Source organism: Paenibacillus lacisediminis (genome assembly GCF_046567315.2).
This window is the reverse complement of record NZ_JBKIAX020000005.1, coordinates 325,603-344,430: the sequence shown is the minus strand read 5'-3', so window position 1 is coordinate 344,430 and position 18,828 is coordinate 325,603. Positions and strand designations below refer to the sequence as shown.

At 53.2% G+C, this 18,828-nt stretch carries 14 protein-coding genes and 1 tRNA gene; 3 read left to right on the top strand and 12 right to left on the bottom strand.

Annotation, left to right across the window (positions count from 1 at the left end; all coding sequences use genetic code 11):
• Positions 1-112: 112 nt before the first annotated feature.
• From ACLD72_RS12645 to ACLD72_RS12635, 3 genes are all read right to left on the bottom strand, one after another.
• Positions 113-3,007: a ComEC/Rec2 family competence protein gene (locus ACLD72_RS12645; RefSeq protein ID WP_411002126.1), complete on the bottom strand. Its 2,895-nt coding sequence runs from the start codon at positions 3,005-3,007 to the stop codon at positions 113-115.
• Positions 3,008-3,658: 651 nt separating this feature from the next.
• Complete coding sequence (locus tag ACLD72_RS12640; protein WP_411002127.1) at positions 3,659-4,177, bottom strand: deoxycytidylate deaminase; 519 nt, start codon at positions 4,175-4,177, stop codon at positions 3,659-3,661.
• 19 nt (positions 4,178-4,196) lie between these two features.
• Entirely contained in the window at positions 4,197-4,913 is a 717-nt protein-coding gene (locus ACLD72_RS12635; RefSeq protein ID WP_458475798.1) for a ComEA family DNA-binding protein, read from the bottom strand.
• Between the two features lie 219 nt (positions 4,914-5,132).
• On the opposite strand from ACLD72_RS12635, the gene comER reads away from it, so the two are divergent.
• Positions 5,133-6,083 (top strand): late competence protein ComER, encoded by a 951-nt coding sequence (gene comER / locus ACLD72_RS12630; protein WP_411002160.1) that lies wholly within the window; start codon positions 5,133-5,135, stop codon positions 6,081-6,083.
• A gap of 46 nt (positions 6,084-6,129) precedes the next feature.
• Here comER and leuS read toward each other — a convergent pair whose 3' ends face one another.
• The 5 genes from leuS to ACLD72_RS12605 form a co-directional block, all read right to left on the bottom strand.
• The gene (gene leuS, locus ACLD72_RS12625; RefSeq protein WP_411002129.1) at positions 6,130-8,571 is read right to left on the bottom strand and encodes a leucine--tRNA ligase; all 2,442 of its coding nucleotides are present in this window, start codon (positions 8,569-8,571) and stop codon (positions 6,130-6,132) included.
• A 174-nt stretch (positions 8,572-8,745) separates the two neighbouring features.
• A complete protein-coding gene (locus tag ACLD72_RS12620) occupies positions 8,746-8,889 on the bottom strand; it encodes a hypothetical protein (protein ID WP_458475797.1) in 144 nt (47 codons plus the stop codon).
• Between the two features lie 133 nt (positions 8,890-9,022).
• Positions 9,023-11,290: a glycoside hydrolase family 3 C-terminal domain-containing protein gene (locus ACLD72_RS12615; RefSeq protein WP_411002161.1), complete on the bottom strand. Its 2,268-nt coding sequence runs from the start codon at positions 11,288-11,290 to the stop codon at positions 9,023-9,025.
• Positions 11,290-12,975, bottom strand: coding sequence for a glycoside hydrolase family 13 protein (locus tag ACLD72_RS12610; RefSeq protein WP_411002130.1), 1,686 nt, complete (start codon positions 12,973-12,975; stop codon positions 11,290-11,292). The genes ACLD72_RS12615 and ACLD72_RS12610 overlap by 1 nt, the downstream gene beginning before the upstream one ends.
• A 110-nt stretch (positions 12,976-13,085) precedes the next feature.
• Positions 13,086-14,399 carry an ABC transporter substrate-binding protein gene (locus ACLD72_RS12605; protein ID WP_411002131.1) on the bottom strand — a complete coding sequence of 438 codons (1,314 nt, stop codon included), beginning with the start codon at positions 14,397-14,399 and terminating at the stop codon, positions 13,086-13,088.
• A gap of 308 nt (positions 14,400-14,707) precedes the next feature.
• On the opposite strand from ACLD72_RS12605, the gene ACLD72_RS12600 reads away from it, so the two are divergent.
• Positions 14,708-14,781 (top strand) — tRNA-Pro (locus ACLD72_RS12600).
• 90 nt (positions 14,782-14,871) lie between these two features.
• Here the strand turns inward: ACLD72_RS12600 and cls are convergent.
• Positions 14,872-16,287: a cardiolipin synthase gene (gene cls / locus ACLD72_RS12595; RefSeq protein ID WP_411002132.1), complete on the bottom strand. Its 1,416-nt coding sequence runs from the start codon at positions 16,285-16,287 to the stop codon at positions 14,872-14,874.
• 189 nt (positions 16,288-16,476) lie between these two features.
• Here cls and ACLD72_RS12590 point away from each other — a divergent pair, with 189 nt between their 5' ends.
• Positions 16,477-17,088 (top strand): class I SAM-dependent methyltransferase, encoded by a 612-nt coding sequence (locus ACLD72_RS12590; protein ID WP_411002133.1) that lies wholly within the window; start codon positions 16,477-16,479, stop codon positions 17,086-17,088.
• Between the two features lie 179 nt (positions 17,089-17,267).
• Here ACLD72_RS12590 and ACLD72_RS12585 read toward each other — a convergent pair whose 3' ends face one another.
• Genes ACLD72_RS12585 through ACLD72_RS12575 form a run of 3 tightly spaced genes read right to left on the bottom strand, consistent with a single transcriptional unit; the run spans position 17,268 to position 18,806 of the window.
• Positions 17,268-17,498 carry a hypothetical protein gene (locus ACLD72_RS12585; RefSeq protein WP_411002134.1) on the bottom strand — a complete coding sequence of 77 codons (231 nt, stop codon included), beginning with the start codon at positions 17,496-17,498 and terminating at the stop codon, positions 17,268-17,270.
• Positions 17,486-18,610: a 2-hydroxyglutaryl-CoA dehydratase gene (locus ACLD72_RS12580; protein WP_411002135.1), complete on the bottom strand. Its 1,125-nt coding sequence runs from the start codon at positions 18,608-18,610 to the stop codon at positions 17,486-17,488. Before ACLD72_RS12580 ends, ACLD72_RS12585 begins: the two co-directional genes overlap by 13 nt.
• Positions 18,588-18,806 carry a hypothetical protein gene (locus tag ACLD72_RS12575; protein ID WP_411002136.1) on the bottom strand — a complete coding sequence of 73 codons (219 nt, stop codon included), beginning with the start codon at positions 18,804-18,806 and terminating at the stop codon, positions 18,588-18,590. The genes ACLD72_RS12580 and ACLD72_RS12575 overlap by 23 nt, the downstream gene beginning before the upstream one ends.
• Positions 18,807-18,828: the final 22 nt, after the last annotated feature.

The window sequence follows — 18,828 nt, the reverse complement described above, 5'->3', positions numbered from 1 at the left end:
ACCTCCAGGAGTTACATCTCATTGTTGAACAGCTGTTGAATAAAGTTGGTATTCATGAAATTCCATGAAACAAAATCAATAATATATTGATACCGGTTTCAGAATTATTAAATCATGTTTCTTTACTTGTGTAAAGCATTTTTTTTCGGATCGAAAGTATGCCCGCCTTCACTTTCATCTGAATTTCTCCCTGCAGATCCGTTCGACAGATTACACCGCCCATTCGTTCAAGGCGTTCAATGACTTGCGGGTTGGGATGGCCGTAAACATTCGATCGTCCGACAGAAATGAGTGAAACCGCCGGTTTTAACCGCTCAAGCCACCTTTCGGACGTTGATGTTTTGCTCCCGTGATGCGCTACTTTCAAAACGTCGATACTGGCCGGCAGCGGAACGGTCGAGGACATTTCGGACGATTCCGCTTTTTCCAATATATCGTCTTCAGCGGATGCATCCATATCCCCTGTAAACAAGAAGGTACCTCCGTCCATTTCAAGCAGAAAGGCAATTGAACGATGATTTTGATCTTTGACATATGAAATTTCTCTGAAATTAGTTTCAAGGCTTGGCGATAAAAAAAAGAGGGATGTTTTTTCATCCGGTTTAAGCTTCATGCCTGACTGGGCCGTATATATCGGAATTGCTTTGGCGATAGCGGTCGACATCAGCTTTTCCATTGTTGCCGATTCGGCCAGGCTTCCGTTCATTAACAGCGCCTCCACCGGGAATTCCTCGATTACAGCCTGCAGTCCGCCGATGTGATCCTGATCGCCATGGGTTAAAATGACGGCGTCCAAGCGGTGGATCCCCCGTTTTTTTAGCAGCGGAACGACCGTCTTCGCCCCGACTTCAAACGGCTCCCTCCTGTTCCTCCAGCTATCGGAAGCTTTGCGGAACGAAACCGTGCCGCCGCCGTCCACGAGAATATGAACCCCGGACGGCGTCGTGATCAGCGCGCAGTCCCCTTGTCCCACATCGATAAATTCGATGTGGCCGACGCCTTTGGCATATGCCGACTGGTACCCGGTCGCAATCAGCAGCACGAGGCCGGCCGCTATTGCAATGCGCAAAACTTCCCTGCGCCGGACGGCGGCCCACCGCCATACCTTTAAAGCAACCGACGTAACGGACTCCCCCTGGAGCTTGCCCCAGCCGCCGGTATTCCGTTGGTGCTGATCCCAGCCACCCCCGGCGATGTTCACCTCTTGGTTGCGGCCATGCCGGTTCGGTCGTTTCCCTGTGCCCGAGGCCGTCATTCCGGCCGGAACGGGCGAAAGCGGCACCGTTTCATCGTCCATGACAACGGCCGCCGATAAAATCTGCTTTTCCCGCCGCGAGCTCCAATAAAAAAGCAAAAACACGGCACCGTAATATCCGGCGATCCACAGTAAGGAAGGGGATTTCCAATAGGTCATGAAGCCGCTTCGTTCACCAAGCCAGCCTGTGGCCCAAAACGTTGCCGAATTCAGCAGCCGTACCGGAACAGCCGCCCAGACGCCAAGCCGGTATGCGAAAAAGCTGAGCAGAAGCGCCGCCGTCCCCATAGGCAGCGCTAGCGCTCCAATGACGGGAACAATCAGCAAATTTGCCGCCAGCGACAAAAGGGAAAACTGGTTAAAATAGTAGATCGTTAAAGGAAACGAGACGATTTCCGCCGCTAGCGTAATGGCTACGCTCCCCCGGATTTTGGGCGGAAGCCAGCTGAAATAAGGAGAGATCAGCGGGACGAAAACGATCAGCCCGGCGGTGACAGCAAACGAAAGCTGAAAGCTGACGTTCAGCAAAAAATAAGGGTCCCAAAGCAGCATCATAAGCGCCGCGGCCGACAGCACATTGATGCTGTCCTTGAGCTTCCCCCGCCTCAGCAAATAGATGCCGAGTATCGTCATGATCCCTGAGCGGATCACGGACGGCGAAAATCCGGTGATCAGCACATAGGCCGGGACAAAAAACAACACGACGATCAGCGCGGTCTCCCGGCTGACCCGGCATAAACGCAGCAGCCAAAAAATGATCGCCACATTAATCGCTACATGACTGCCCGAAATCGCCAAAATATGCGTCATACCAAGCTGGGTGAACTCCGCGTATTTCTCCGGTTCCAGCTCGTCCTGAAGCCCGATCAGCAAGCCCTTCATGTAACCGGCCTGCCAGCCCGGAAACAAGCGCTCGATCCGCGCGCCCAAATAAGCGCGAAAGGCGTCGACCTCCCCGAACAGTGCGGCAGCGCTCCATTTGCCGGGGAGCACGTTTAACGCGGATGCGCCGGACGCTTTGACCAGCCAATGGATACGCTGGTTATGCAAATAGCGGCGGTAGTCGAAGCCCTCAAAGTTGCGGGCCGGCTCCGGCCGCTCAAGGGTACCTTCCAGAGCAATGCGCTGCCCGCGCCGCCAGGAGGCGGCCGTACTCAGCTCCTCCTCGGCCTCCAAACGCAGCTGTACCGCCACCTTCTCACCGCCAGGGATGTTCCCTTCCTCCTGCGCTTTCTTCAAGTCGCCTCCGCCGGAACGGGCGATCCGGCGGATCCGCAGCGTGAAGTCGGCCCGGTCACCATCGATGTCCACCGACGAAACGATCATGCCTTCCATCCGTACGGCAAGCTCGTTAATGGGGTCCTGATCGGCGGACAGCTCAGCGGTTAAACCGTCTGCGTCAGATGGCCCCCGCTGGCCGGACAGCTTAGCGGCTAGACCGCCAGATGACTCCCACTCGCCGGATAGCCCAGCAGCTAGTCCAACAACCGTCTCGTTCCCACCGGTCAAAGCATGTTCAATCCGGCTCGTATTTTGGGCTTCGTTATACTGCCAATAGGCGGCGCCCAGAGAAAATGCCAGCCACAACACCGCCAGCCGTCGCCAAGGCCAACGTCCCATCACCAACAGCGCCGGACAAACTAGCGTAATCCCGCCCCACAGCAGCCAAAACCGGCCGCTGCCGAGCAGTATGGTCAAACCGCTGCCGGCTATCCAGCAGCAAACGATAGCGGTTAAAGGTCTACGGAACATTATAAGTCCTCCTTCCTTTCAGATGGCGGCCACGTCTGACATAAATCTTCGCCATCGTTTAAGACTCCTGCCTCCAACAAGCCCCCTCTCCGGCCTGCGGTCAGGCTCTGATTTGTGCTCCAATACAGAGAATAAAAATGTTTTTAAGAAAAACGCCTGTCGGCGTCCTTTAGTGGCTCTGACTTCTACTTTGGACTTCTACTTTGTACTTCTACTTTGAACGTTGCTCTAACGGACACCAGCGACCTTATCCGCTCATTTCCCGGGTATTTCCCAGCCTAACGGACACAGGCGACCCTATTTCGCGCTAAACCAGTTCATCCAAGCAGATTTGAGGTAAATAAGGGCTTCTGCGTCCGTTACACTTTGCAAACTCCCGTTTTTTCGCAAATAACGGCTCTGGTGTCCCTTAGCCCCCAGGTTCCTCTTCTCCTCCCCCCCGCTACCTGTGCATCGCCCTCTTCCACTCCGAAAAGTTATAAATTCTATAATGTTAAGAAAAAAAGCACCCCACCCGCCCTTGGGCGGATGAGGTGCTTCCTGCATCCATGTAAATCGCTGGGTATATCCTTATAAATCATCACGTATATCCTTATAAATCATCACGTATATCCGTACAATCATAGTATGTTGTTCGGTCTGCTGCCGGTTTTATTCTTCCACACCGGCAACCGTTTCCGGCGGCGGCTGGTACGATTCCAAACGGCGGAATCGGATGCCTTTTTGCTTCATCATGGCCGTCACCTTGCCTGAATCTTTGGGATAAGGCCGGTGAAACACGATTTCCGTAATGCCGCTGTTGGCCAGCATGTTGGCACAGGTCCAGCAAGGTTCGTCCGTAACGTAGACGCTGGAGCCTTCCCGGTCGATGCGGTCAGTGAACAGCAGCAGGTTTTGCTCGGCGTGAATCGTGCGTACGCAGCGCTGTTTTTTCACCATTTTTTCTTCTCCGTTCTCGCTGACGACCTCGTATTCCTCCGCGATCATGCAGCCGGCTTCCGAGCAGTCGGGAACGCCTGAAGGAGCTCCGTTATAGGCCGTCCCGAGCAGCTTTTTGCCCTGGACAAGGACGGCTCCGACATGCCGGCGGCTGCAGCGCGACCGCGTTGATACCATATATGCGATATCCATGAAATACGTATCCCAATCTTTGCGTTGATCCGGATTCATCCCTTTGGCACTCCTGTTCTTACAGTCTGATATATGGCTTCATTTTTTCCAGCATCTTGTCCCCGATCCCCTTCACCTTCGTCAAATCGCTTAGGGATGTGAAGGGGCCGCGCGCGGTACGGTAGTCGATGATGGCCTGCGCTTTTTTCTCGCCGATGCCGGGAATGTCCTGCAGCTCGGTAAGCCCCGCCTGATTGATGCTGATCAGGCTGGTGTCCACCTGCTGCTGCGGTGCAGCGGATGAAGCCGAGCTGCCGGCCGTAGAAGCGGCGGCGGCTGTTCCGGCCGCCTGTTCGCCCATATTCGGCGGGTTACCGGCAGTGGCATTGCCGGTTGCCGGATTGCCGGCAGTCAGCTCGCCTGCCTTTTCGGAGGCTGCACCGGCGGCCGAACCCGCTGCTGAACTCGCTGCCGGAACCGTCACCGCAGCGGTTCCATCCGCGCCGCCAGCCGCTGCACCCCCGCCGGCTATTCCCAAGCCTTGCGTCACTCCGCTCTGATCCGCCTTGCCGGCGTCCCCTGCCTTCGCAGCTCCACCTGCCTTGGCAGCACTGCTTGCCGCCCCGCCTCCTGCTCCGGCAGACGCCTCCTCGGCCTGCAGCGCCGAAGCCACCTCGGCGTTCAGCGGAACCCAGCCTTCAATCCCGGCCGGTTTGCTTCCGCCAACCGCAAGCAGCATCAGGCCGGCGCCAATAACGGCGGATACGACCGATGTCAGCACATACTCTTTTCTCATGTCCTGCCACCCCAATCTTAAAAGAATCTGCCCGATAAGGTCATGAAGATCCAATCAAGATGCATACATATTTATACAGGTGAAGTAGAAACGATAGGTCCGCCGGCAATAACCGGGGGCAAAGGGCCGTTCGTTTCTAACGTGAAAATCGAGTTCGCTGTGAAGCTAAAATCCATGATGGCAACGAAAAGTGCGTCACGCACGGAAAGGGGAACCCGGATGAAAGTCGCCTTCATCGGAACCGGATCCATGGGGAGCTTGCTGATTGAAGCTTTTTCGCGTTCCGGTGCGCTGCTCCCGCATCACATCTGTGCCAGCAACCGTTCTCCCCTCAAAACGAAACGGCTGGCCCAACGTTATCCCGGACTAAAAATATACGGAAGCAACGCGGAAGCCGCACGGGACAGCAAAATCATTTTCCTGTGCATCAAACCCCTGGACTACCCCGGAGTTATCGAGGAAATCAGGGATGTGCTCGATGACAAACAGATCGTCGTATCGATTACGAGTCCGGTGCAAATCGAAACTTTGGAGCAGGCCCTCCCGGCCAAAATCGCCAAAATCATTCCCAGCATTACGCACTCCGTGCACAGCGGAGCTTCGCTCTGCATGTACGGAAAGCGGATTCGGCCCGAAGACCGTCTCCTGCTGGAGCAGCTGATGTCCTCCGTCAGCACCCCATTTACGCTAAAAGAAACCGAGACTCGCATTGCTTCCGACATTTCCAGCTGTGGGCCCGCTTTCATCACCTACATGCTGCAGCTGTGGGCGGAAGCCGCCGAAAAGCAGACCGGCCTAACAAGGGCGGACGCGATTACGCTCGGCTCCGAAATGCTGCTCGGAACGGGCAAGCTGTTGACCGAAGGCGGATTAACCACGGAGGAGCTTATCGAGCGCGTCGCCGTCCCCGGCGGCGTTACCGCCGAGGGGCTGGCCGCGCTGGAAGCCGGTCTTCGCGGCGTGTTCGCCGAGCTGATCGGAGCAACGCACCGCAAGTATGATGAAGACCTCGGCAAACTGCACGCGCTGTTTAATCCGTCGTCACCTGGCGTTAAAACGGCAGCCGATGGCGAAAGAGAAGAAACTTCTCCCTCCTCGCATCAGGCGGCCGTCAGCCCCTTATCCAAGGCGGATCCGCCGGAAAGTTCGGGGGCCGCTACTCTGCCTTAAAACCGGTGGCCTCCAATGCACCGCCGCTGCCGCAGGCCGCCGTCTTTTAACCGACGACAATGTTGACCAATTTGCCCGGAACAGCGATCACTTTGCGGATCGTCTTGCCAGCCACAGCCTGCTGTACGTTCGGCAGGCTTAAGCTGTGTTCCTGCATGGCCGCCTGATCCAGGTCTTTGGAAATTTTCGTACGGTCCACGATTTTGCCGTTCACCTGCACGACGATTTCCACTTCCGCTTCGACCGTCCAAGCCTCGTCATAGGAAGGCCATGGCTCGTACGTGATCGTTCCGGCATGCCCCAGACGCTCCCACAGCTCTTCCGCCAAATGGGGGGCCAGCGGGGACAGCAACTGTACGAAGTTTTCGGCTGCGGCTTTCGGTACGCTATCCATTTTATAAGCATCGTTGACGAAAATCATCAGCTGGCTGATCGCCGTATTAAAGCGCAGATTATCCAAATCTTCGGTTACTTTTTTGATCGTTTTGTGCCAGGTGCGTTTGAAGTCGTCGCTGCCGCCGTCTGTAGTAATTTTGGGGTTCAGGCTGCCGTCCTCGGCTACGAAGAGGCGCCATACTCGCGACAGGAAGCGGTGAATGCCTTCCACGCCGTTCATGTTCCACGGTTTGGTGGCTTCCAGCGGCCCCATGAACATCTCGTACACGCGCAGCGTGTCCGCGCCGTACTCGCCCACGATTTCGTCCGGATTGATGACGTTGCCGCGTGATTTGCTCATTTTCTCGTTGTTGGTGCCGAGGATCATCCCTTGGTTGACGAGCTTTTGGAACGGTTCCTTCGTGGCTACCACACCGAGATCGTACAGCACCTTGTGCCAGAAGCGGGCGTACAGCAGGTGAAGCACGGCATGCTCGGCGCCGCCGATGTACAGGTCAACCGGCAGCCACTCCTGCTGCTTCTCTTTGGAGCACAGCTCCTTGTCGTTACGCGGATCGATGTACCGCAGATAATACCAGCAGCTTCCCGCCCACTGCGGCATCGTGTTCGTCTCGCGGCGGGCCGGCCGGCCGGTCTCCGGATCGGTCGTATTCACCCATTCCGTGACGTTCGCGAGCGGCGATTCCCCGGTGCCCGACGGCTTGATGGCGTCGACGTCCGGCAACACCAGCGGCAGCTGGTCCTCCGGCACCGGCTTCATCGTGCCGTCCTCGAGATGGAGGATCGGGATCGGCTCGCCCCAATAACGCTGGCGGCTGAACAGCCAGTCGCGCAGACGGTACGTAACTTTGCCGCGCCCTTTGCCGCTTTCCTCCAGCCAGGAAATCATTTTCTTGATCGCTTCCGCGTTGCCGAGCCCGTTCAGGAAATCGGAATTGACGTGCGGGCCATCGCCCGCGTAGGCTTCCTTCGCCAGGTCGCCGCCTTGGACGACTTCAACGATCGGCAGATCAAATTGTTTGGCGAACTCGTAATCCCGCTCGTCATGCCCCGGTACGGCCATGATGGCACCGGTACCGTAGCCGGCGAGCACGTAATCGGCGATCCAGATCGGCAGCTTGGCGCCGTTCACCGGATTGACCGCGTAGGCACCGGTGAATACGCCGGTTTTTTCCTTCGCCAGATCGGTCCGCTCCAGGTCGCTTTTGCGCGCGGCTTGGTCTTGATAGGCCTGCACGGCTTCACGCTGGGCGTCCGTCGTAATCGTTTTGACCAGCTCATGCTCCGGTGCAAGCACCGCGTAGCTGGCCCCGAACAAGGTGTCCGGGCGCGTCGTAAACACGGTCAGCGTGGCGTCATGGCCATCGATCGCAAAAACGACTTCAGCGCCCTCGGATTTGCCGATCCAGTTCCGCTGCATATCCTTAATGCTTTCCGACCAGTCGAGCTCTTCCAGATCTTCCAGCAGCCGTTCCGCATATTCGGTGATTTTCAGCACCCATTGGCGCATCGGCTTGCGGATAACCGGATGGCCACCGCGTTCGCTTTTACCGTCGATCACCTCTTCGTTGGCCAGCACCGTGCCCAGCGCAGGGCACCAGTTGACCGGCACCTCGGCCACATAAGCGAGACCTTTCTTATATAGTTGGATAAAAATCCACTGCGTCCATTTGTAATACTCCGGATCGGTCGTGCTGATCTCGCGGTCCCAATCGTAGGAGAAGCCCAGCGATTTGATTTGGCGCCGGAAATTGTTGATGTTCTTGACCGTAATGTCGCGGGGATGCTCGCCCGTATCGAGCGCGTGCTGCTCGGCCGGCAGTCCGAAAGCGTCCCAGCCCATCGGATGAAGCACGTTGTAGCCGCGCATCCGTTTATAGCGGGAGACGATATCCGTCGCCGTATAACCTTCCGGGTGGCCTACATGAAGGCCCGCTCCCGAAGGATAAGGGAACATGTCGAGCGCGTAAAACTTCGGTCTGCCCGCCTCTTCCCGTGTTTTGAATGTGTGATGCTCATCCCAGTAAGCCTGCCATTTCGGTTCGATGTCCTGAGCCCGGTAAACGGCATGAGGCGCGTTATTATCCGCCATAATCGAAAATCCTCCTTGAACAACCCTTAATGTAGAAATTAAAAAACCTCCCGCCCCCGTAGCGTATCATCGCTAGGGACGAGAGGAAATTCCCGTGGTACCACCCTAGTTAGCTTCGGACATGCTTTGTCTTCGGCTCACTTTGCACCCTTAACGCGGGTGAAACGGCGATGTTCATGCGGCCGGCAAGGAAGCCGTCAGCGTATCCGCCGCTACCGCAATTGCACCGCACTCCGAGGCGAGTTCATTCCGCGGCCAACCGGCTTGCACCTGTCGCCGGCTCTCTGCATGGTCTGTCCGAAAATACTGATTCCTCATCACTGCTTTGCAATATCCAGCTTTAAAATTGATTATAGACTATTATATCCAATCCGTCTCCCCAAAGTCAACGGCAGTCTTCGGCTAAACCCGGGCACAGGAACGAAGGCTTCTGGCGCCGGATCACGCCGGATCAACTCTTGTTTACCCGGCTTAGCAAAGCTTCCATGTCTTTTTCCCGAAGGCCGCCCTTGCTTAACGTGACAAGCGCACGCAGCGGCAGGAAATGAAGATCGGCCTCAGCGATATCAGCCGGTTTGTCCTCCGGAAAAATCCCACTGTTCAGCTTAAATTGCTCGATAAGCGCCAGCGTCAGCTGGTCCGGAGCGGCTTTCGTCAACAGATCGCCCAACGTCGAATTGCGCGTAAATGAAGGCCTTATCTTGGCGGCACTCTCCACATAAACCGCTTCGGCAACGGCGATATCCCGGGACGAACGTCCGATCATAATATCGAAGAAGCCGCTCTCGACATGCCAATCGCCCAACTCCACATCGTAATAAGCAAACGCTCTTTTGTTCAGCTCAAAAACTACCGTCTTCTCTTCGCCGGGCTGAAGCTCGATCTTTTCGAAGCCTTTAAGCTCCTTCGGCGGACGGGCCACCGACGCTTCCCGGTCGCTTACGTACAGCTGCACGATTTCCTTCCCAGGCATCTCTCCGGCGTTTTTGATCCGCACACTGACCGTCAATGTCTCATCTTCCCGGATTCTGGAGCTGCCGAGCGTCAAACCGGAGTATTCAAACCGGGTATAGCTTAGGCCATGTCCAAACGGAAACAGCGGTTCAAGCGCCTTAGCGTCATAGTAGCGGTAGCCGACGAACACTCCCTCCTTGTATTCGGCGCGGTCCTTTTCGCCCGGGAAAAACAGATAAGACGGGTTATGCTCGAGCGCCGCCGGAAAAGTTTCGGCCAGCTTGCCGCTCGGATTGACATCGCCGAACAGCAGATCGGCCACCGCCCCGCCGGCCGCCTGTCCGCCCAAATAAGCCTCCAGCACGGCCTGGGTTTGGCCGATCCAAGGCATCTCCACCGGCGAGCCGTTGCTCAACACCACGACCAGATTGCTTTGGACCTTGGCCACCTCTTCGATCAGGCGAATATGATTATCCGGCAAACGCAGATGGCTGCGGTCATACCCTTCCGTTTCGTACCGATCCGGCAAGCCGGCAAAAATAACGGCAACCTCCGCCTTGGCGGCGGCTTCCGCGGCTTCCGCCAGCAAAGCGGCATCCAGCTCGTCATCGTCCGGGCGGTATCCTTGCGCATAGGTGATTCGCGCCGGATCCTTTACTTTACGTCTGATTTCATCATAAGCGATATCCAGCCTGGTCGGTACGATATGCGAGCTGCCCCCGCCTTGAAATCTCGGCCGCTGCGCGAAGCCGCCGATGACGGCAATGTTCGCTTCCTTGGAGAGCGGCAGGATGCCCTGCTCGTTTCTGAGCAGCACCATGCTTTCGGCGGCCACTTTTTGGGCCAGGTCATGATGCCCGGCGGCATCAAACGAAGCTTGCTCCCGTTTTGCCGCCTGGCCTTTAAAGGCCAGCTCCAGCAGCACTTTGACCGTTCTGTTCAACTGTTCTTCGGAAAGCTTCCCGCTACGCACGGCTTGAACGATCTTGGCATCGCCTTCTCCGAGATTAAACGGCATTTCCAGATCGAGCCCGGCCAGCAGACCGGCTACCCGCTCGTTTACCGCGCCCCAGTCGGAGATTACAGCGCCTTCATATCCCCATTCCTCGCGCAAAATATCGGTCAAAAGCCGCTTGTTCTCGGCGCAGTAATCCCCGTTCACCCGGTTGTAGGCGGTCATCACCGTCCATGGGCGGGCCTTTTTCACCGCACCCTCAAAGCTGGCCAGATAAATTTCCCGCAGTGTCCGTTCATCGGCAACGGCGTCCACCGTCATCTTGCGGTATTCCTGATTATTCAGCGCAAAATGCTTGAGTGAAGTTCCGACTCCCTGACTCTGTACCCCTTCAATATGGCTGGCCGCCATTTCCGACGACAAATAAGGATCCTCCGAGAAGTATTCGAAGTTTCTGCCGCAGAGCGGACTGCGCTTGATGTTTGCGCCCGGTCCGAGCAATACCGATACACCCTCGGCCTGGCATTCCTTGCCGAGCGCTTCCCCCATTTGCCGGATCAAGGTCCGGTTCCAGGTGCAGGCCAGCCCGGCGGCGGAAGGAAAGCAGGTGGCCGGCAGGCTCTGTCCCGCGGCCAAATAATCCGCATTTTCCGCTTCCTTGCGCAGGCCATGGGGCCCGTCCGCCATCCTGATTGAGGGAACCGCCAATCGGCCTATTTCCTTCAAGCGCCAAAAATCCTGACCCGAGCAAAGGCTTGCTTTTTCCTCCAACGTCAGTTGCGTGAGAATCCGTTCTATCGATTGTTCCATCATTTTCTCTGCCATCTGAAAACCACCGCCTCATACGGTCTCAATGCATGTTCGTCCCGGCCTTCGTAATTGGACAGGACCCGTTCGCCGTCCAGCGGGATTTCCTTAAGCTGCTGCAGAGAGACGGACTGCCCGGTAAAATTGCACAAAACGATCCAGCGTTCGCCGTTATAGGTGCGCTGATAGGCTCCAACCTCCTTGGATTCCTTGCAAAGGTCGTCATAGTATCCGTAAACCAAACTCCGGTGCTCCCGCCGCAGCGCGATGAGACGACGGTAAAACTGCAGTACCGAATCCTCGTTTTTCATATTCTCCTCGACATTGATTTCTCTATAATTGGGGTTCACTTTGATCCAAGGCGTTCCGGAGGTAAAGCCGGCCTCCCGCTCACCGTTCCACTGCATCGGGGTTCGCCCTTGATCGCGGCTGCGTTTGCCGAGGTAGCTCAAAATCTCCTCCGTCTGCCGCCCTTTGGCCGTCTCATCCCGGAACAGGTTGAGGCTGCCGATGTCGCGGTATTCATGAATGGAGTCAAAAGGACAGTTGGTCATACCGATCTCTTGCCCTTGATAAATGAACGGCGTTCCCCGCATCAAAAAATAATACGCCGCAAGCATTTTGGCGGACAAGTCACGATAGGGCCCGTCGTTGCCGAATTTGGATACCGAGCGGACATGGTCGTGGTTTTCCAGGAACAACCCCATCCAGCCATGGCGGTTGGATTCCTGCTGCCATAACGACAGGGCATCCTTGAATTTTTTCATGTCCCAATCAACGAACTCCGCTTTGCCGCCGGGCTTGATGTCCAAATCCACATGGTTAAATTGGAACAGCATCGTAAACACGCCGTCCGTTTCATCCACAAAATCGCCGATTTGTTCGAGCGGCACCCCCGGAGCTTCGGCGACCGTAATCGCCCCTCTCGGCTCCAGCGCTTCCTGCTTCATCTCACGCAGAAAATCGAGGATTCCTTCCTGATTTAAGCTGACTTTTTCAATGGGAGCAAAATTCCGCCCCGGTTCGGCTGCAAGCTGGGGAAATTGGGGATTTTTCTTAATGTAGGTAATCGCGTCGACGCGGAACCCGGCAATCCCTTTATCCATCCACCAGTCGATCATTGAATAAAGTTCTCGTCTCACTTCGGGATTCTCCCAATTCAAATCCGGCTGCTTGGGAGAGAAACAGTGCAGAAAATATTCGCCGCTTTGCACGTCATACTCCCAGGCCGATCCGCCGAATCCGCATTCCCAGTTGGTTGGCTCCTTACCGTCTTTGCCCGGGCGCCATATATACCAATCCCGTTTGGGGCTGTCCTTCGCGGAACGCGATTCGATAAACCAGGCATGCTCATCCGAGGTATGATTGGCGACCAGGTCCATCACCAGCCGAATTCCCCGCTTTCCGGCTTCCGCAATCAGCTCGTCCATATCTTCCATCGTTCCGTATTCGGCCAAAATCCCGTGATAATCGCGGATATCGTATCCGTTATCGTCGTTTGGCGAATCGTATACCGGAGAAAGCCACAGCAAATCAATGCCAAGATATTGCAAATAATCGAGACGTTCGATAATGCCCCGCAAATCCCCGATCCCATCGCCGTTCGAGTCCTGGAAGCTGCGCGGGTAAATCTGGTAGGCGATGCTTTCCTTCCACCACTGTTGTTTCTGTTCTTTCCGATCGTTCATGATAGCCCTCCCACTCTATTTCCAACTCTCTTTATAACAAGCGGGGGATAAGCCAAACGGCTTATCCCTCGGATTCTTTTTCTAATCAGAAAAAATATGAAAACGTTACCTTATTTGGTCTTTTTCCAGTATTCCGCAAATTCCTTAGCAACGCCGGCACGATCGATGTTGCCGGTCAAATATTTCTGCAGTGTTGCTCCCATGGTCGGATAACCGTCCGGCGGGAAATACAAATTCATCCATTCCAGCGTTTGCTGCTTGTCCATGTAATACAATAGCGACTGCGACAAGCTGTCTTCCGGAATAATTTTAAAGTTGTTGAACGCAGGGATCGCGCTGAATTGATTGACATAGTAATCCTGGCCTTGTTCGCTGCTGACCATCCAGTTCAAGAAATCTTTGGCGGCAGCCTGTTCTTCCGGAGTGGACTGTTCTTTGTCGATACTCCAATACAATGAAACGCTGGCCGAAATTTGGCTGTTGCCGTAATCATCGGCGTTGTTGCTCACAGGAACCGGCAGGAATCCGTACTCTCCATCCGGATCCGCTTCCTTAAGCTGCGGGTAAGCCCAGTTGCCCATAAACCACAGCGCCGCTTCCCCGTCGGCCAGTTGCAACGGCGCTTCGTCGTATTGCGCGGAAAGCGGAGCATCCTTAGCCTTGTTGTATTGCTTCATCAAATCGAAGGTATCCATCCAGCCGTTAAACACCGCGTTGTTGGCAAGATCGACGTTCCCGCTCTTCATGTCCGCAAGGAATTTGTGACGCGCATCGCGGTCCGACGATTGGTCGGTAAACAGAATGTTGGCAAAATGAGCCCCCAGCGACCAATCGAGCGGAGTTACAGTGATTGGTGTAACACCGGCTGCCTCGATTTTCTCAAAAAGAGCTTTCAGATCATCGATGGTTTTAACGCTCGACGGATCGAAGCTGCTGCCTGTCACTTTATCCAAAACAGCCTTATTGTAAATAAAGCCGAAGGCCTCTACGGACATGGGCATACCCAGAACTTTACCATCGTATGTAGCGTAATCCAGGGTGCCTGGAGAAGCGTTCTTGACCCACTCCTGATCGGACAAATCAAGCAGCTTGTCCTGCATCAGCTCCAGTTCCTGTCCGATACTCATTACGGTAGGAGCATTGTTCGACGCATACAGTGTGGTCATTCTTTCATAACCGTTCGCCCCTGACAGAGGTATAATGGATACCTTTACTTTGTCCTGCGATTTGTTGTAATCGCTTACCATGGATTCAAACGGCTTCGCGATTTCTTCCTTGCCGACCAAAACGGTAATGTCAACCGTCTTGCCTGACGCCCCATTCTCCGTTGCACCTGCATTGCTGCTCTTGCCCCCGCCTCCGCATGCCGATAGCACTGTCATAATTAGTGCCAAGGCGATGGAAAGTGACATCCACTTCTTCATTTTGTTTCCCCCAGTCTTCGTTTTTTGGAATGAATAAAATGTGTGAGCTCAATCTTTATTATAAATGTATCCGTTTTTATGTCAAACGTTTTCACAAAAAATATTGGCGTTAAATTCATATTTAGAAACAAGAAATGAGGCTATAAACCGATAAAACATAGTAACGTTAACATGTTTGGGTGCACGGATTGCACCAAATCCATTCAACACCTTTTTTTCTTCAGAACCGATTATGAAAAAAATTTTAAAACTCTCTTTACAAATCATAATAAGACGAGTAAAATTATACATTGTTATGACTCCACTAACGAGACGTGGCTCAGCTTGGTAGAGCGCTTGCTTCGGGAGCAAGAGGTCGCAGGTTCAAATCCTGTCGTCTCGATTGATAACCCCCTTGGTATCAAGGGGGTTTTAATTTTTTTGACTATCTAATATGATACCGACTAATATGGTACCGAATCGGTGCCCTTTATTAAAACAAAGGCGAAAATAGACGGGCGAATGCTTCTTTGTACTTTTGAAGCTGCGGACGTTTCTCATATTGGGATAGTTCAATTTCCTTGCTTGTACTTAGATCCCTGCAAAAATCACGAACTAACTGATTAACGGTCTTCCCGTCATAAAAGATCGCATTCAATTCGAATTGTCCACAAAAGCTGCGATGATCCATATTGGCTGATCCGGAGCACGCCAGATCATCAGCAATGACCACTTTCGAATGAATGAACCCTTTCTCATACAGAAAAAGTCGTGCCCCGGTTTGCAGCAATTCCTGAATATAGGACAAGGAAGCCAAGTAAACGACTTTTGAATCTGGAACAGCAGGCAAGATGACCCTAACGTCTACTCCACTGATAGCAGCTGTTTTCAAAGCCAAGATGATCCCAGGCTCCGGCACGAAATAGGGCGATTCGATATAAATCCTTCTCTTAGCGGAAACGAAACAGGAGAAAAAGAGGTCTAGTATCGGTTCATCTGGACCGCTTTTTACGATTTGAACCCATTCGTTGCCCTTTCTTTCTTGAAGCGGATAGTATTCTGGGTTGGCCAGTAATTTCCCCTTCACGAAATACCAATCGGTCAGAAACGTATATTGAATCCACCAAACCGCATCACCTTCGATACGGAAATGAGTGTCCCTCCAGTAGCCGATTTTCGGATCTTTCCCTAAATATTCATCCCCTATGTTTAAACCGCCAAAATACCCGATTCTCCCGTCCACGACGACAATTTTCCGATGGTTTCGATAATTGAGGCTTCTAGCAAAAAAAGAGATTAACGGAGGGGAAAAACAGCCGGTTTCTATCCCGGCCTCATGCAATTGAGCCACATAAGACTTTTTCAACTTATGGCTGCCGATTCCGTCATACATCAACTTCACCTTTACCCCTTCCCGAGCCTTTCGGATCAACAATTGCTGAAAGCGTAAGCCGAGCCCATCGTCACGGATAATATAAAATTCGATATGAATATGGTGCCTGGCCAAGGAGATGGCCTGCAGCATATCTTCAAAGGCTTCTTCCCCCTCAGCGTACACAGCCGTTTCATTGCCGACAGCAACAGGGAAGGATGCCGCGTGTTCCAATATCGAATATATCCTATCATTAGGCAATACTACAGGGGTTGCTCCTTCCTTGATACGCTCCCGTTCGCAACGGTCCGATAGACGTTCTCTAACTTGCTCCAACCGGATGTGATCTGCCGGATTTTTCGGACGTTTAAGGATATATTCTTTTCCCATAAAAAAATAAAGCAAATAACCGAACAGCGGAAATATGAACAAGATGACGACCCAGGTGATCGCTTTATATGGACGCGAATATTCAAAAATAACAACCGCAGCAATTTGGAAAACCAACAATAAAAGAGCAAAAATAATCCAAATCAATGATTTATTCTCACCTCCAAAATAAAGGGTATCACAGGTCCTTATGTATTATTCATTCAAAACAAGGGAGTTCATTTTGCATAATTCAACTTTATTAGGACATAATTTTGTTGGAAATCCCGAAAAACCGATGGTTTTCAAATCTTCAATGACTCCATTAATCACCAACAGGAGGATGAGGTCAACTCCATGTATCTGGCTCCGCGATTGTACCACTCTTTTGTTCGCCCGCGATGGTTTACTGAAAAATATATTCACAACCATATAAAAAGCCATTTCGCTATGGATAATAAAATGGTTCTTGATTTTGGCTGCGGCACCGGGGCAAATAGTTGCATGAGTCCTGTCGATAAATATTATGGCATCGATGTCAATTTGAAGAGAATCGAATTTGCTAAGCGGCTGTTTAAGAACCATACTTTCATGGTATTCGACGGGAAACGTATCCAAATACCGGATCAAACGGTTGATCTCATTTTGATTGTTGCAGTTCTTCACCATATACCGAACGAGCTTATTAGCCACTATTTACATGAGTTCCGTAGAGTTTTGAAGCCTGAAGGGAATGTGGCTGTCATTGAACCTTATTTATCTCAGAAAAGCAGATTCAATAATTGGTTTATGACCCGATTTGACGATGGAAATTATATCCGAAATGAGGACGATTACCTTCGGTTATTTATAAATCAGCAGTATGACTGTCAGTTGTTGAAAAAATTTAGAAAGTGCCTTCTCTATAACGAGATCTTTTTTACTGCCAGGCCTAAAGGAAATTCTTCAACAAATTACAAACAATTTTAATAATGAAGGGAAGTAGCCATGTTGTCTTTACAGCATGGCTACTTCCCTTTCTTCTCGAAAAATTCGCGATCCACCCCTTATATCCTCTGGACGTTCTGCTGGTTTCTTCGGAGTTCAATCCCCCCTATGAATCTCGTCAAGCCATATACCCCATTCGCTGCCGTACAAGCGACAACGTGTCAGTTTGCCCGCAGCGGATCGGCGAATTTTGAAAAGTACTTCTTATGCCGGAGCCCGTCGGTCGTGAGCTTTTTTTGTGCCAAAGCCGCTTCAAATTCCCTCTGCGCCGCCTGTTTTGCTTTAAACAGCATCATCTGTACGCGGCTGTATACGTTGATCGCTCCGTCCCCCGTTGTTTCGATCGGCAGAAAGATCGCGTCGGGGTATTTTTCGGTGATCAGTGATTGCACCCGTCGGAAACGCCGGAAGAAGGCATGCAGCCGAAGGGCTTGACCGAAATGGTCATATTCACTTTCCGCTTTATTACGTTCAAGATCAGCTTGCCGACTTCCATATGCCCCTCTCCGCCGCGCACCTGGTTATTGTAGTGTTCATGGGCGACGCGGGCGATCTCTTCCATGTCGGGAAGATGGTATTGGCGCAGCCCGATGGTTTGGGCATAGGTTTGAAAGATGATGCGGACGGCGCGATCGGCAAGCCATAACATGCGCAGCCGCGAGTGCGGCTTTTTCCCTTTCAGGCCGTGCTTCCCTCCGTCGGCTTCGCGCAGGGAGACTCGTTTGAGCGTATCGTAGCGCGCGGACCAGATGAGGAACAAAATCCAGGCGGTCATCGACTGCACCTCCACCTCGGCCCCCTCGTTTTCCAAAAAGCGCTGCAGTTGATAGTTCCCGTCGCCTTCGGTTGTCGTCGCCCAAAATTCGCCGATAATGCTGACCTTCGGTTTGACTATGGTGCGATCCACGCGCACGGCCCGCAGTTCTTTGCGGCAGCGAATCAAAGCCGGAACCAACTGCTTCCGCTCGCTTAAGGCTTCATATAGCAGCCGTTTGCAGCGGTCCAGTGCGGCGTCCGTCGCGCCTTCCTTCACCTCGTAGGGACGGATCCGGTAAGCCAGCGCATTTAGAATGTCCCCCATCAAAATGGCTTTCAGAAAGCCAAGGAAAAACGAGATATCCAGCTTCAGCGCCGATTCGCCGCCGGTCGCCTGCTTCAGGCCGTCCGTCTGTTGGAACAGCAGCACGCGAAAACCGTCGAATCCCGCGTCGCGCAAAGCCTTCCGATACTCCGTCACATAGGTGCCGAAGCGGCAGGGACCACAGGACCCGCTGCTCACGAACAAGTAATTGCCGACGATCTCTTCCTTGGTTTTGCCTTCCACATCGCGAAGGTAGCATAGGTACTTAATCAAATTGCCAATCGTGAAATATGTCGGGTTGCACTGCCCGCGGTTCCCGAATTCCTTGCCGTAACGCAGCGACTCGTTGTCCGGACATTCCATATGCTCAATCCGGTACCCGAGCCCTTTCAACGCCCCCTCAGTCAAATAATCCTGGGCCATCGTCAGCCCTTCCGAAAAGAATCGTGGTGACGGCTTTTTCTTTGGCCAAAAACTGGCGCGGGACGGAGTCAAACCAATGCTGTTTATCCTCTTGCTCTAAGCCCAGCAATTTTTCCTGCTCTTTCTGATACTCCGCCAGGATATCCTCGATAGAGGACGATGCTGCGGGTTTTATCTTCCTTTTGGCAACAGTCATGGTCGAATCACTCCTGTTAAAT

What these genes read in the sequence shown, in the direction of transcription:
- ACLD72_RS12645 (WP_411002126.1), bottom strand. Translation starts at nt 3,007, where the DNA reads ATGTTCCGTAGACCTTTAACCGCTATCGTTTGCTGCTGGATAGCCGGC.
- ACLD72_RS12640 (WP_411002127.1), bottom strand. Translation starts at nt 4,177, where the DNA reads ATGAATCCGGATCAACGCAAAGATTGGGATACGTATTTCATGGATATC.
- ACLD72_RS12635 (WP_458475798.1), bottom strand. Translation starts at nt 4,913, where the DNA reads ATGAGAAAAGAGTATGTGCTGACATCGGTCGTATCCGCCGTTATTGGC.
- comER (WP_411002160.1), top strand. Translation starts at nt 5,133, where the DNA reads ATGAAAGTCGCCTTCATCGGAACCGGATCCATGGGGAGCTTGCTGATT.
- leuS (WP_411002129.1), bottom strand. Translation starts at nt 8,571, where the DNA reads ATGGCGGATAATAACGCGCCTCATGCCGTTTACCGGGCTCAGGACATC.
- ACLD72_RS12620 (WP_458475797.1), bottom strand. Translation starts at nt 8,889, where the DNA reads ATGAGGAATCAGTATTTTCGGACAGACCATGCAGAGAGCCGGCGACAG.
- ACLD72_RS12615 (WP_411002161.1), bottom strand. Translation starts at nt 11,290, where the DNA reads ATGGAACAATCGATAGAACGGATTCTCACGCAACTGACGTTGGAGGAA.
- ACLD72_RS12610 (WP_411002130.1), bottom strand. Translation starts at nt 12,975, where the DNA reads ATGAACGATCGGAAAGAACAGAAACAACAGTGGTGGAAGGAAAGCATC.
- ACLD72_RS12605 (WP_411002131.1), bottom strand. Translation starts at nt 14,399, where the DNA reads ATGAAGAAGTGGATGTCACTTTCCATCGCCTTGGCACTAATTATGACA.
- ACLD72_RS12590 (WP_411002133.1), top strand. Translation starts at nt 16,477, where the DNA reads ATGTATCTGGCTCCGCGATTGTACCACTCTTTTGTTCGCCCGCGATGG.
- ACLD72_RS12580 (WP_411002135.1), bottom strand. Translation starts at nt 18,610, where the DNA reads ATGGCCCAGGATTATTTGACTGAGGGGGCGTTGAAAGGGCTCGGGTAC.
- ACLD72_RS12575 (WP_411002136.1), bottom strand. Translation starts at nt 18,806, where the DNA reads ATGACTGTTGCCAAAAGGAAGATAAAACCCGCAGCATCGTCCTCTATC.